Below are 13134 nucleotides of genomic sequence, written 5' to 3' on the forward strand. Positions count from 1 at the left end.
GTAAAAGTTGCCATCGAAAGACTGCATATTATGAGGGATAGCAGGTTTCTAAACAACCACAGAAAGTTTAGGGAATTGACTTGGATCAATCAGCGAGTTCATAACAAGGGCAAGTGTGGCTCATACATAAATGAAGTTCTATTGTCTGCACCGACAAATATTGCCGGTGCATCAGTGGAGTTATGTTTTCAAAATTATTTTACGCGTATCACACGGTAGGTTTTATTTCTTCCCTTGACGTTCATATTGTAGCTGCCCATGAAGCCTTTCTCGATCGTCACAGTAGGGTTTGTGATTTTATAGTAACCAGGGCGAAGATCGGTGATTTCCCAGACTTGACCATTATCTAGCTGAACTTTTAGGCCTTTTTTCCACTCACTGAATTCACCGAGGGCTGTAGCGGTGATTTTATCAAGCGTTTCCTCCTCTTTTTTAATGCGCTCTTGACCAAACTCCTCGATTTTATCTTTTTTGCCAGCAGCTTTGTTTTTTGTTTTTTGTTTCTGGGTTTGCTCCTGAATCTCTGGCTTAGCAGGTTGTACTGGTTTTTCAGGTTGTGCTGCCTGTTCTGGCTTTTGTGAGGCCGCTTTGTGTTTGAGGAATTGGTCATAGCAGGCCAGGCGCTTGGCGTCGTCTGTGATGGCCGCGCAATCTTCTGGAGTTGATGCCGCAACAGCGAAGTTTGCCCATGCGGTTATCCCAAATAAAATGCAGATGTGCTTTATATTCATATTAGTTCTCATTCCTGTTCTAACTGTGCTTGCTATATTAAAGCAATTTCATAATAATTGAACCGCTATTTTATTCAAAAATATAAATGAGTTATTGAGGTTTACATGATTAAAGTCTTGCTGGTGGATGATCACGATTTGGTACGCATGGGATTAGGTCGTCTACTTTCCGATGCTGATGGAATTGAGGTTGTGGGCGAGGCTGAGTCTGGGGAAGAAGCAATCAAGAAAGTTAAAGAGCTCAATCCTCATGTTGTGATGATGGATGCCAATATGCCGGGGATTGGTGGTTTAGAAGCTACCCGACGTATGTTGCGCTTCGAGCCAGACCTTAAGGTAATTGCTTTAACGGTGCATGGCTCTGAGCCTTATCCAACACAGTTTATTGCTGCAGGCGCGATGGGTTATTTGACTAAAGGTACCGATATTAATGAAATGGTTAAAGCCATTCACTCGGTTAATCGCGGTAAACTTTATCTGGCTGCAGAAGTGGCGCAGCAGATGGCACTCAGCCAGTTTAGCAAAACTGAAGATAATCCTTTTAGTACCTTGTCCGAGCGCGAAATGCAGATCATGTTGATGATCACGCGCGGAGAAAAAGTCCAGTCGATTTCCGATAAGTTGCATTTAAGCCCTAAGACGGTGAACAGTTATCGTTACCGTTTGTTTGAAAAGCTGGGTGTTGAGAATGATGTCAGCCTGACGCATATGGCGCTTCGTTACAAAGTGATCGAGTCCCAGTAGTCAATAAGCAACCGAGAGCCTCATGAGTCCTGCGGACGATAATTTACCTTCCACTAAACCTCAGATTAAAAAAATTCTTGCTCACCTGAGTCATAAGCCCGGCGTGTATCAGATGCTGGGCAAAGATGGCGAAACCCTTTATGTCGGCAAGGCCAAGAACCTCTCCAATCGCGTTAAAAGTTATTTCACCCGTCAATATCAATCGCCTAAAACTGAACTGCTGGTTACTTACATCGAAGACATCCACACCACGGTGACGGAAACTGAAACTGAAGCGCTGCTGCTCGAAAATAATCTGATCAAGAAATACAAACCGCGTTTCAATGTGCTGTTTCGTGACGATAAGTCGTATCCTTATGTCTTTTTGTCAGCGGGAGATTTTCCGCGACTGGCCTACCATCGTGGTGCCAAGAAAGAGAAGGGGGACTACTTTGGGCCTTTCCCCAGTTCCAGCGCAGTGCGCCAGAGCTTGTCGCTGATTCAAAAGACCTTCCAGATTCGGCAATGCGAAGACAGCTATTTTGCCAATCGCTCACGCCCCTGTTTGCAGTACCAGATTAAGCGCTGCACTGCGCCTTGTGTGGACTATATCTCGAAAGAAGATTACGCCAAGGATGTTGAGAACGTGAAGCTGTTTTACCAGGGCAAAAGCGAGCAGGTTATAAAGCGGCTACAGAAGAAGATGGATGTGGCGAGTCAGGAGCTGGATTTTGAGTTGGCCGCCCGTTATCGCGACCAGATTAAGCAGATGCGCCATGTCATGCAGCAACAGGTGATCAGCGGTACCGCGTCGGATCTGGATGTGATTGGCGTGGCTTATGCCTCCGGTGTTTGCTGTATTTTGTTGGTCTTTATTCGCCAGGGCATGATTGTCGGTAATAAAACCTATTTCCCGAAAGTGCCCAAGCACAGCGATTTGCAGGAAATTGTTTCGACCTTCCTCGGTTTTTATTATTTATCCGGTGCGGAAATTCCCAAGCAGGTGGTGATTGAAAGTCTGCCGGAGGATATCGAGGCGCTACAGGAGGCTTTTGGTGAACAGCGTGGCAACAAGGTAACGATTCGCCAGGCCAGCCGTGGACAGGTTAAGGAATGGCAGACCTTTGCCAATAAGAATGCTGAACATTCACTGCGCGCCAAGCTTAACAGCAAGTCCAATTTCACTCAGCGTTTGCTGGATCTGCAAAAAGCACTGCAGATGGAACATATGCCGAAACATGTGGAGTGCTTTGATATCAGCCATACGCAGGGCCAGCAAACAGTGGCGTCTTGTGTGGTGTTTGACGAAAACGGCCCCAAGAAAGCTGACTATCGCATATTTAATATCTCGGGGATTACTGGCGGTGATGATTATGCCGCCATGCAGCAAGCCTTGACACGTCGCTACAAGCGCCTTAAGGACGAACAGCAGGCATTGCCCGACCTGGTCATTGTCGATGGCGGGAAAGGGCAGCTGGCCAAGGCTGAAGAAGTCTTCAATGAGCTGGAGTTAAAGTCGAGCTATCTGATCGGCGTGTCGAAAGGTAGCGATCGTAAAGTCGGCATGGAGCAGATCTGGTTTCCGGGCCAGCATCAGCCGTTATTATTGGACGATGACTCCAAGGCGATGCACTTTATTCAGCATATTCGCGACGAAGCGCATCGCTTCGCGATTACGAAACACCGTCATCAACGTAAGAAGTCAGCGACCAAGTCTTTGCTGGAAGAAATTCCCGGAGTCGGCGCTAAGCGACGTCAGGCACTGTTGAGGCACTTCGGAGGCTGGCAAGAAGTTGAAAAAGCCAGCGTTAAAGATATTGCTGGTGCGCCGGGTGTCAGCATGTCTCTGGCGCAAAAAATTTATGATTATTTGCATAGTTAGCGGTATTTCTTAAAAACAATCCGCTACAATGATGCGGTCAATAACAATCAATTAGGAACAAGAAAGTCACCATGTGGAACTTACCCAACGTACTTACTGCTTTTCGAATTTTGCTGGTCCCGCTGTTTGTCATATTCTTTTATATCGATAGCTCAGTTGCACGCTGGATAACTTTAGGTATCTTCTGTTTTGCGGCTGCGACCGATTGGCTGGATGGCTTTTTAGCGCGTCGCATGAATATTGAGTCGCCATTCGGGGCATTTCTTGATCCTGTTGCTGATAAGTTGATGGTGGCAATAACCCTTATCCTGCTAGTTGAGAGAGAAGGGAGCCTATTACTGGCGATTCCTGCCATGGTCATCATCGGTCGTGAGATAACGATTTCGGCACTGCGCGAGTGGATGGCCGAAGTGGGTAATCGTGCGGTGGTTGGTGTGTCCGTGATTGGTAAGTTGAAAACGCTGAGTCAGATGTTTGCGATATTCTTGTTCCTGCTGGCGCCGCCAAGCGTATTCGGTCTGCCTAAGACCTTCGGCTTCGTCTTTATCTGGCTATCAGCGCTGCTGACATTATGGTCAATGTTTAGTTATTTAAAAGCTGCCTGGCCGTACTTGACAAGCTCGGAGAATGACGCATAATAACCAGCTTCTGACGCGGCACCAGGATTATAGGCTAAAAAAAGAACATATTGTTCAAGCCTTAATCAGCATCAGAAAGCGTGCTAAAAAATTGATTTTTTGTGTTGACACATAAAGATTTCACAGTAAAATGCACGCCATCAAATGACGCGGGAATAGCTCAGCTGGTAGAGCACAACCTTGCCAAGGTTGGGGTCGCGAGTTCGAATCTCGTTTCCCGCTCCAAATTCAAAACCTCGGTGCTTCTAGGCCGAGGTTTTTTATATCAGCACCAGCAAAACTGATTTATGGCTGAGTGGTAGAGTGGCTATACAGCGGATTGCAAATCCGTGGACGTCGGTTCGACTCCGGCCTCAGCCTCCATAATTACGGTTAGCTATAAACTGGTGTGATAGAGCAAGTCATCTGCCCAGGTGGCGAAATTGGTAGACGCAAGGGACTTAAAATCCCTCGGTGGCAACACCGTGCCGGTTCGATTCCGGCCCTGGGCACCATCTCTTTTTATATAAAATTCCCTACTTTTTTTGTTCGTTCAATCAGTCCACTTAAACCAAAAGCTAAGTAATTCTCGATTATTCAATTCTTTTGATAGATTCTCCTGAAAATTAGATTTCGATTGCCTATAATCATGCGAGAACTCATCGTTAGGATATTCATCGTCATTCATGACTCAATACCAGATTCTTCCCATAGATCCACACGCCCATCTTTTTGAAGTAACCCTGACTCTTGATAAACCATCCGGTTCAGAGATTGAGCTGTATTTGCCCAACTGGATTCCGGGCAGCTATATGATCCGTGATTTTGCCAAGCATGTTCAATGGTTAAAGGCTGAGTCACAGGGTAAAGCTTTGCCGGTTAGTAAGTTGGATAAAGCACGTTGGCTGGTGGGGGAGGTTGCCGGGCCGCTTGTGATTCGTTATCAGGTGTATGCCTGGGACTTGTCGGTGCGAGGAGCGCATCTCGATCAGACTCATGGTTTTTTCAATGGCACCAGCGTGTTCCTGGCGGTCAAAGGGCAGGAAGAGGCTGAGTGTCGTGTCAACATTGAGCAACCTAAGGGTGATGCTTATCAATCCTGGCGTGTCGCCACTGGCCTGAAGCCTGTTGATGGAACAAAAGAGTTTGAATTTGGCTGGTATGCTGCGGATAACTATGATGAGTTAATTGACTGTCCGGTTGAGATGTCAGACTTTCGCTTAATCAGTTTTGAAGCCTGCGGTGTTCCGCATCACATGGCGCTGACTGGCAAACATCAAGTTGACGAGACACGCCTGAAAAATGATCTGATTAAAATTTGCGAGCATCACATTCGCTTTTTTGGCGAGCCGGCTCCGGTCGATCGCTATATCTTTATGACCTATGTGCTGGGTAAAGGTTTTGGTGGTCTTGAGCATCGCAACTCAACCGCGCTGCATTGCAGTCGCGAAGATTTACCCTTGCCCAGCGATGATCCAGAGAAGGTGAAAGATTCGTATCTGACGTTTTTAGATTTGTGTTCGCATGAGTACTTTCATACCTGGAACGTGAAACGTATTAAACCTGCGGCGTTTTTACCTTACGACACACAGCAGGAATCCTATACTGAGTTGTTGTGGGCTTTTGAAGGTTTCACTTCCTACTATGACAATTTAGCCTTGGTACAGACTGGTATCATTCCGATTAAGCAATACCTGCTAAGTATTGCTAAAACCATTACTGTTTTAGAGCGAGCGCGAGGTCGTTTGATTCAGTCCATTGCGGATTCAAGCTTCGATGCTTGGACCAAGTTTTATAAGCAAGATGAGAATGCACCCAATTCAGTGGTCAGCTATTACGGTAAGGGTACTGTGATTGCGCTATGCATGGATTTGTTAATTCGACAGTTAACGGATAATCAAAAATCATTACGGGATGTGATGGTGCGTTTATGGCAGGATTTTGGTCAGAAGCAGATTGGCGTTAAAAATGACTCGATTCAGAATATCACGATTGAAATCTGCGGTGAGCAACATCAATCCGAGTTAGAGCAGTTTTTCCAGCAAGCACTTTATTCGACTGATGAATTACCCGTGGAGGAATTGCTGAAAACCGTTGATTTGGAACTTGTCTTCCAGCCAAAAAATGATCGCAATGATAAAGGCCAGGTTAAAGATGAAATGCCTCATAACAAACCAAAGCCCAGTTTAGGGATTGATTATCAGGCGGCCAGTCTTGGAATCATGGTTAAGTCGGTCTACTGGGATTCGGCGGCTTGCGAAGCTGGCATTTCTGCAGGCGATCAATTAATTAGCATGAACGATCTGAAAATAGATAATGATGAGTTCGCGAAACGTCTGGCCGAGTGTGAAATCGGCGAAACCGTTGTTATTCGTGGTTTTCGCCGCGATGAACTGATCCGTTTTGAAGCGACATTGCGAGCGAGTGTTGCCGATACTGCATACCTGGTTTACAGCAGTGAACAGAAAGATCAGTCAGATAAGCTGAAGCAGTGGCTGACTGTATAAATGATATCAAGAACGAATTTTATGTTTAAACATTGAGATAAAGAACGGGAAATACAATGAAAATAGTAACCTTTAATATTAATAGTGTCCGTACTCGACCCCATCAGATTGAAGCACTGGTAGAAAAACATGATCCGGATATTATTTGCTTACAGGAAACCAAAGTACATGACGATGCGTTCCCGTTTGAATTATATGCGGACCTTGGTTACCACATCGAAATTCATGGTGGCAAAGCCCATTATGGTGTCGCCACTTTCAGTAAACAAAAGCCATTAACGGTAGAGAAGGGGTTTGCGACGGATCCAGAAGATGCGCAGCGTCGGATGATTATCACTACTTATCAGTTTGGCAATGAAACAATTAAAGTTCTGAACGGTTATTTCCCGCAGGGCGAAAATCGAGAGCATCCTGTGAAGTTTCCTTATAAGCAAAAGTTCTACGCCGATTTGTTGTCTTATTTGCAAAATGATCAGGGCGATCATCGAACTATCGTGTTGGGTGATATCAATATTTCCCCAGAAGATATTGATATTGGGATCGGTGAGCCTAATCGAAAACGCTGGCTTCGTGAAGGCAAGTGTAGCTTTCTGCCGGAAGAGCGTGAATGGTTGCAGAAGATTTTAGCAACTGGGTTGTATGATACCTACCGTACCATTAATCCCGATGTTGACGATAAGTTCAGCTGGTTTGATTATCGTAGTCGTGGTTTCGAACGCGAACCAAGACGCGGTCTTCGTATTGATTCAGTATTTGCTTGCGATTGGTTAAACGAGAGAGCGGTTGCTTCGGATATTGATTACGAAATCCGGTCGATGGAACGTCCGTCAGACCATGCGCCAGTATGGACTGAGTTTGACTTAAATCGTTAGGAACTGTTTTAATTTATTAATCACCTTCTTAATCGGAACTGGAAGCGTATGACTAAACTATGGAAGTGGAGCAAGCGGCTCCTTTGGGTATTAGCGGGTTTACTGATCCTGTTGATGCTTTCTGTTTCGATTATTGTTTATCTGATTAATTCTGAGGCTTTTTTAGAAAAGCAGATTCAAGCACAGCTAGGCATGAGCTCACAAGTCGGTGAGCTCGATGTATCGCTATTTTCTGGCACCGTCAGTATCTCTGAGACGAGAATTGGGCCAGAGGACAGTCCTGCAATCAGCTTCGATAGGTTAACCGCAGAACTGTCTTACTCTGGGCTGTTCAGTAGCTTGCTGGTTGAAAGTATAGAGCTGGATAAAGCTACTATTCATTACCCCTTCGACTATCAGTTACCTGAAACTTCAGATGACAATAACAGCGACAGCGAACAACCTTTCTTTTTTGAGCGCTTAAACATTGGTGAAATTCGCATCAATGATTCTGATTTTATTTTTGATGATGAAGTGTCATTAGAAGCAACTGGTATTAATTTAGTCATTACGGATTTGCCGGTTGCCGAGCGCAGTATCTTTCTGTTTAGTCAGCTTAATGAGTTTTTTGTGGAGAGCAACACTCAGATTTCTGCTGACATTGCTCAGTTAAAAACCGATAAAAGCACTCTCACCAAGGTAAATCTAGAGGCCAGGGTGTCAGAGAAGAATGTTATTATTGAAAAGCTTTCATCCTCGTCGGCTGATATTAATATCAATTTACCGAATAATAGCTCCACTACAGTATCGGCTAACAGTAGTGCTAGCAGCACAGGGCAAAATTCGGAAAGCTTACAGCTGCCTTTCGATGATTTATTAGTTAAGACCATCGATATCGGAACCACACATTTCACATTGCAGGGTCGCTATCAACTATCAGCAAATGATATCCAAATGACCTTTTCTCAATTGATTCTGGTTAAGGCTCAAAAACCTTTATGGAGCGATTGGGAAGATTTTTACCAGCAACAAAACAGCCAGTACACTTTTTCTTCCGAACAGTTGAGTTCGGATTTTCTTGATTTCGACAAGCTTCGAATGAATGGTGATTTGGCCAACAGTGCTTTCAATATTGAAAAACTCTTAATCGATAGACCATTGCTTCATTATCAGGCTGAGAGTCTTGATACAAAAGAGGCGGCTAGTCAGTTAGACGTTACGTCAGATAAACAAGGTTCAGACATTAAACTGCCTTTCGCAGCTGTTCATTTAAATCAACTTACCATTACAAACGGAAGCCTTGAGTTTGCTGAACGCTACAAAGCTCAATCCATTAACCTGGAAGCTCAACAACTTCCTGTAATCGTTGAGCATGAGTTAGTTATAGCAACCCCTGATCTGTGGCAGCAAAAAGTTAGGGTAAAACTGGATGCCGCTGATATTAGCTTGCCACAAGTTGCAATTGACCAGCTTTCTTCAGACATTGAAGTCGAGGCTGGGAATATATTGATATCAGGCCCTAAGCTTGATGATGTGAGTCTAGAGCTTGATTTAGACAATACAGCGCAAGCTGCTGATGCTGTGCAATCGAGTGATAGCCGTTTACCTTTCAATCAAATATCAATCAGCAATACGCAGGTAAAGAATCTTAATATTAAGGCGAAATTGGCTGATGGTGACTTTACTGTAGGCAATGCGTCAATAGAGATTGACGACTTTCCTCTAATGACCGAACAGGCCTTTTTTAGTCTGGATGATGTTAACAAGCTTGATACTGGTTTTTCGGTCACAGCTGATAGTGTGCAAACTCAACAACTTGAAACTCTCTCTTTGTCGGCTGATGGCAAGCTATCTAATGGTCGTTTAGTATTAGATCATCTCACCAATCAATCAGGAAGATTAACGTTAGATTTAACCACTTCTCTTAAGCAAGAGAGTCAGTCTGAGACCAGTAAATCAGGCACAGATTTACCGCTGAAAACGGTAGTGATCAACAATCTTAAGTTACGTAATTTTGATGGTGACATTGTTCGTTTAGTGGAAGGGTTGGATGCGGATGGCAATAAGACCAGCACCAAAGAAACACTTAAAATCACTAACCTTGATTTGTTAGCCACTAATCTGTCGCTGGTTAAGAATAATCAATTAATTAGTGAATGGTTTGATTCGAAGCTTGAAAATGCATTCAAAACTATTGAGCTAAAAGTAGCTCAAATACAACAAGATGAAGATACCTATTCCAAACTTGATATTAAAGCTGTGCAATCGGCTCGAGCCGTTACGGTTAAGCCTTTAACCATCAGAGTCAATGATGCTGACCTCAGCGCGGAATGGTTGATTGATTTAACCCAGCCCGGTTATGCATCACATTTTGAATTTGATTTTCAGAACCTTGATCTTGAAAAGCTGGTTCGCCCTGACAATGAAAATTCTATTAGCCTGCGTGGCAAGCTTGATGGCTTGGCTGACTTGACTTTCACTGGCTTAAAAATGGATACCATCTTTCCTGGCTTGAATGGACAAATTCTGCTGACTAATAATCAGCCTGTGGAACTGGTTAACTTGAATGTTAATAAAGTACTGGAGCGTTTCCTTGAAAGCCAGGAGTTTGGTTTATTGGATATTGGTGGATTTGTATTAGCGGGTCCTGCTGGTTTGTTACTGTCGCAAGGTGTCAGTATGCAGGGTGTGCTGGGTAATCTGGGTGCTAACCAAGGCAACACCATGTTTGGTCAGGTTTATGTTGATATGACCATCGAAAATGGCGTCTTGAAAACGCGCGACGTAGCAGCCTCAACACAGCTTTATCGCTTTGCTTTTGATGGCAATATTGATTTATCAATTATGGCGTTTAATGATTTTGAATTCATGATTTTAAATGAGGAAGGCTGTAAAGAGTATAGCCAAACTTTAAATGGTAGTTTGAGTTCACCAGAGATTGAAACATTCCGTACTGCTTTTGATGCAGTGACCGGCTCTGTCGTTGGCCTGCTAAAATCAGGTGTTGGCTTACTAACGGGTGGTTATTGTGAGGGTGTTTATGATGGCAAGGTTGCTCACCCCGAAGAAGGCGTTGAAATACCACATCCAGAGCTGAAAAAGGAAGAGCCAGAGATTGAAGATGCACTTAGTCCAGAGAGTGAGATAGAGGCTGGCGCAGAAGCAGAAACTAAGGATGAAACTGAGTCGGCTGATCCGACTCAGTGAGTATCGATTTAACCAGCATTAAGCAAAGGCAATTGCGCCTTTATTGACACCTTCATAAGCTTTAACTTTAATGTCTGACTGTGGGTGCTTTGCTTTGAGTTGATCTGCGATGTGTTGGGCGATTAATTCAACCGTGGAGTCTTGTTGCATAATATGGCAACGTTCTGCTGGGATGATTAAGGAGAATTCACCTTGTTCACTTTGGTAGGAAAATTCAAAATACTGCACGCCATTGTCTTCGAAATCTTTCTGTAAATCCTCGGCGGTGCCAATATAAATATCTCTCCACAACTCACACCAATAGGTTTCTAAATCTGTATGGCGTTGGTTATTTTCAAAAATGTGTATTTGTGAGCGGTGGCCATGAGCAATACGCTGGCAGTCACCCAGGTGTTTTTTCAGCCCATGGGCATAATGGTAGTAGTCGCCACTAATGTTTTCAGTGCGCAGATTAAGATATATCTTTTTAACATTGTTCGGCACTACTTTTGAGCATGCTTCATGTAACATCGGAAGCACACTTTCGCGAGTGATGATTTCGGCCGGAACCAGTGCAACTGCCTGCTTTGGTGACTGATGGCGATAGAAGTGGCCTTGCTTGTCACGCATGTCGAGAGTCAAGGAATCGCTATCTTCTGCAATGGACATCTCAGAGTGCTGGCTCGGAACTGCTAACTTATGATCCAGAGTTGAATCAATTGCTTGCTTGATACGTTTTTTGACGTCACCAAAGTCAAACACCATACCTTGGTCATCGAGTTCTCCTTCCAGAACCAGATCCACAATCCAACTTTCACCCACAATTCCGCGGGCCGGATCAAAGAAGGCAAAATCAATTACAGTGAGTTGGTCAACAAATAATGCAGGCATAACGATTGGTTCTTTAAAAGCCATTCAATAATGAGCCAAATTATAGCATAATCCCTGCATCGCAAAATTAACTTTTATAAGCTATTAGAATTTTATGAAGCATTATGATTTGTATGCCTTAGGCAACGCACTGGTCGATATCGAAATTGAAGTCAATGAACAGGAATTAAGCCGTCTTGGCGTTGAAAAGGGTGTTATGACGCTTGTAGACGAGGAGCGTCATGATTATCTGTTGACTCATTTGCAGGGTAGTATTCACCAGCGCGCTTCAGGAGGCTCTGCTGCTAACAGTGTTATCGCCTTGGCTCAATTGGGCGGAAAAGCCTTCCACTCCTGTAAGGTGGGCAAGGATGAAGCTGGAGTTTTTTATGCTTCGGATTTAAATTCCGCAGGGGTAGATAATGGTTTACACGAGTTGGAAGATAATCATGGCACTACGGGTAAGTGTTTGGTGATGGTTACTCCTGACGCTGATCGTACTATGAATACCTTTCTTGGTATTAGCAGTGAGTTAAAGGAGCAGGATATCCATTTCGACGCACTAGCTGACAGTAAGTATCTGTATTTGGAAGGTTATCTGGTGAGTTCGCCCGAAGCCCACCAAGCTGCCTTAAGCGCTAAAAAACATGCTCAAGAGAATGGCGTAAAGGTCGCAACGACTTTGTCTGATCCGAATATGGTGCGCTTCTTTAAGCCACAGATTGAGAAGCTTTTGGAAGATGGCGTTGATTTGTTATTCTGTAACGCAGATGAAGCGCTTGAGTTCACTGACCAGTCTGATGTGAATGAGGCTTTAGAAATCTTGAAGCAGTCTGCAAAACAGGTGGCGATCACTCTTGGAAAGAAAGGCGCTGTTTTCTTTGATGGCGATAAAACCCATATTATTGAAGCGCACCCTGTAAAGGCGGTTGATACCAATGGTGCAGGCGATATGTTCGCAGGTGCTTTTTTGTATGGCTTAACTCAAGGCTACAGTTATGCCGATTGCGGTCAGTTAGCGAGCTTCGCGGCGGGGCATTTGGTTACTCAGTTTGGTCCGCGTTTGTATGGTAAAGCCATTGATGAGTTGAAAGCCTTTCATCAACAAAACCTGGCAAAGTAATTCACAGATTATGAAAGTATGGATTATGCGACACGGTGATGCTCCCTATATTGATGGGGAGCGCCAACTGTCCGAATTAGGCAAACAGGACGTAGCACTGATGGCGCAACGCCTTGCTACGGTACTCAAGGAGCAAGAGCTGGAACTTGAGGTTATGCTGGCCAGCCCATATTTGCGTGCCCAGCAAACTGCCGATATCGTCGAGCAGCAGTTAATGTCAGCTAAGGTTAGTCCGTTTTTAACTGAGCAAGAGCCTCTATTGCGTTCAGAGTCTGATCCTGAGATGACCGCTTCGTATATTGAAGCATTACCGCAGTCGACTATTTTGCTGGTCAGTCACATGCCATTGGTCGCCAATTTGTTAGCCACCTGGTTACCACAGCAGGGGCGCTACTTTCCCACCTCTGCTATTGCTGAGCTTGAAATTGTTGGTGACAAGCCGACATTTCGTAACTTTTATGAGCCATAATCGCCTTCACTGGCCACAAGGCGCTACAAGTTAATACTGGAAGTTAGGCTAAAAAATAGCTAGCATTGCCCCTTCATTGATGATTGACCTCCTAATACTTTGAATTCTTCGACTCAAACAGCAAATACTAAGAAACAGTCCCAGCCGAAAAAGGCGGGTTTGATACGAGCGCTAT

The 13134-nt window shown here is 44.4% G+C and carries 10 protein-coding genes and 3 tRNA genes; 11 read left to right on the plus strand and 2 right to left on the minus strand.

What is annotated here, in order from left to right:
* Positions 1 to 194: 194 nt before the first annotated feature.
* Positions 195 to 731, minus strand: coding sequence for a hypothetical protein (locus tag KKOR_RS04735; RefSeq protein ID WP_012800878.1), 537 nt, complete (start codon positions 729 to 731; stop codon positions 195 to 197).
* A gap of 105 nt (positions 732 to 836) precedes the next feature.
* On the opposite strand from KKOR_RS04735, the gene uvrY reads away from it, so the two are divergent.
* The 9 genes from uvrY (at position 837) to KKOR_RS04780 (ending at position 10518) form a co-directional block, all read left to right on the plus strand.
* Entirely contained in the window at positions 837 to 1475 is a 639-nt protein-coding gene (gene uvrY, locus KKOR_RS04740; RefSeq protein ID WP_012800879.1) for a UvrY/SirA/GacA family response regulator transcription factor, read from the plus strand.
* Between the two features lie 22 nt (positions 1476 to 1497).
* The gene (gene uvrC / locus KKOR_RS04745) at positions 1498 to 3336 is read left to right on the plus strand and encodes an excinuclease ABC subunit UvrC (RefSeq protein WP_012800880.1); all 1839 of its coding nucleotides are present in this window, start codon (positions 1498 to 1500) and stop codon (positions 3334 to 3336) included.
* A 71-nt stretch (positions 3337 to 3407) separates the two neighbouring features.
* Positions 3408 to 3974 (plus strand): CDP-diacylglycerol--glycerol-3-phosphate 3-phosphatidyltransferase, encoded by a 567-nt coding sequence (gene pgsA, locus KKOR_RS04750; RefSeq protein ID WP_012800881.1) that lies wholly within the window; start codon positions 3408 to 3410, stop codon positions 3972 to 3974.
* Positions 3975 to 4123: 149 nt separating this feature from the next.
* Positions 4124 to 4199 (plus strand) — tRNA-Gly (locus KKOR_RS04755).
* 64 nt (positions 4200 to 4263) lie between these two features.
* A tRNA-Cys gene (locus tag KKOR_RS04760) sits at positions 4264 to 4337 on the plus strand.
* Positions 4338 to 4381: 44 nt separating this feature from the next.
* A tRNA-Leu gene (locus KKOR_RS04765) sits at positions 4382 to 4468 on the plus strand.
* Between the two features lie 171 nt (positions 4469 to 4639).
* Positions 4640 to 6460 carry a M61 family metallopeptidase gene (locus KKOR_RS04770; protein WP_012800882.1) on the plus strand — a complete coding sequence of 607 codons (1821 nt, stop codon included), beginning with the start codon at positions 4640 to 4642 and terminating at the stop codon, positions 6458 to 6460.
* A gap of 56 nt (positions 6461 to 6516) precedes the next feature.
* Entirely contained in the window at positions 6517 to 7332 is an 816-nt protein-coding gene (gene xthA / locus KKOR_RS04775) for an exodeoxyribonuclease III (protein WP_012800883.1), read from the plus strand.
* 48 nt (positions 7333 to 7380) lie between these two features.
* Positions 7381 to 10518 (plus strand): AsmA family protein, encoded by a 3138-nt coding sequence (locus KKOR_RS04780; protein WP_012800884.1) that lies wholly within the window; start codon positions 7381 to 7383, stop codon positions 10516 to 10518.
* An 18-nt stretch (positions 10519 to 10536) separates the two neighbouring features.
* On the opposite strand, the gene KKOR_RS04785 is transcribed toward KKOR_RS04780, so the two are convergent.
* Positions 10537 to 11388 carry a 6-pyruvoyl trahydropterin synthase family protein gene (locus KKOR_RS04785; protein WP_012800885.1) on the minus strand — a complete coding sequence of 284 codons (852 nt, stop codon included), beginning with the start codon at positions 11386 to 11388 and terminating at the stop codon, positions 10537 to 10539.
* A 94-nt stretch (positions 11389 to 11482) separates the two neighbouring features.
* On the opposite strand from KKOR_RS04785, the gene KKOR_RS04790 reads away from it, so the two are divergent.
* Positions 11483 to 12490, plus strand: coding sequence for an adenosine kinase (locus tag KKOR_RS04790; RefSeq protein WP_012800886.1), 1008 nt, complete (start codon positions 11483 to 11485; stop codon positions 12488 to 12490).
* Positions 12491 to 12500: 10 nt separating this feature from the next.
* The gene (sixA, locus tag KKOR_RS04795) at positions 12501 to 12959 is read left to right on the plus strand and encodes a phosphohistidine phosphatase SixA (RefSeq protein WP_012800887.1); all 459 of its coding nucleotides are present in this window, start codon (positions 12501 to 12503) and stop codon (positions 12957 to 12959) included.
* Positions 12960 to 13134 lie beyond the last annotated feature (175 nt).

It is taken from the genome of Kangiella koreensis DSM 16069 (assembly GCF_000024085.1).
In the GTDB taxonomy this organism is placed as follows: Bacteria; Pseudomonadota; Gammaproteobacteria; order Enterobacterales; family Kangiellaceae; genus Kangiella; species Kangiella koreensis.

What these genes read in the sequence shown, in the direction of transcription:
- KKOR_RS04735 (WP_012800878.1), bottom strand. Translation starts at nt 731, where the DNA reads ATGAATATAAAGCACATCTGCATTTTATTTGGGATAACCGCATGGGCA.
- uvrY (WP_012800879.1), top strand. Translation starts at nt 837, where the DNA reads ATGATTAAAGTCTTGCTGGTGGATGATCACGATTTGGTACGCATGGGA.
- uvrC (WP_012800880.1), top strand. Translation starts at nt 1,498, where the DNA reads ATGAGTCCTGCGGACGATAATTTACCTTCCACTAAACCTCAGATTAAA.
- pgsA (WP_012800881.1), top strand. Translation starts at nt 3,408, where the DNA reads ATGTGGAACTTACCCAACGTACTTACTGCTTTTCGAATTTTGCTGGTC.
- KKOR_RS04770 (WP_012800882.1), top strand. Translation starts at nt 4,640, where the DNA reads ATGACTCAATACCAGATTCTTCCCATAGATCCACACGCCCATCTTTTT.
- xthA (WP_012800883.1), top strand. Translation starts at nt 6,517, where the DNA reads ATGAAAATAGTAACCTTTAATATTAATAGTGTCCGTACTCGACCCCAT.
- KKOR_RS04780 (WP_012800884.1), top strand. Translation starts at nt 7,381, where the DNA reads ATGACTAAACTATGGAAGTGGAGCAAGCGGCTCCTTTGGGTATTAGCG.
- KKOR_RS04785 (WP_012800885.1), bottom strand. Translation starts at nt 11,388, where the DNA reads ATGCCTGCATTATTTGTTGACCAACTCACTGTAATTGATTTTGCCTTC.
- KKOR_RS04790 (WP_012800886.1), top strand. Translation starts at nt 11,483, where the DNA reads ATGAAGCATTATGATTTGTATGCCTTAGGCAACGCACTGGTCGATATC.
- sixA (WP_012800887.1), top strand. Translation starts at nt 12,501, where the DNA reads ATGAAAGTATGGATTATGCGACACGGTGATGCTCCCTATATTGATGGG.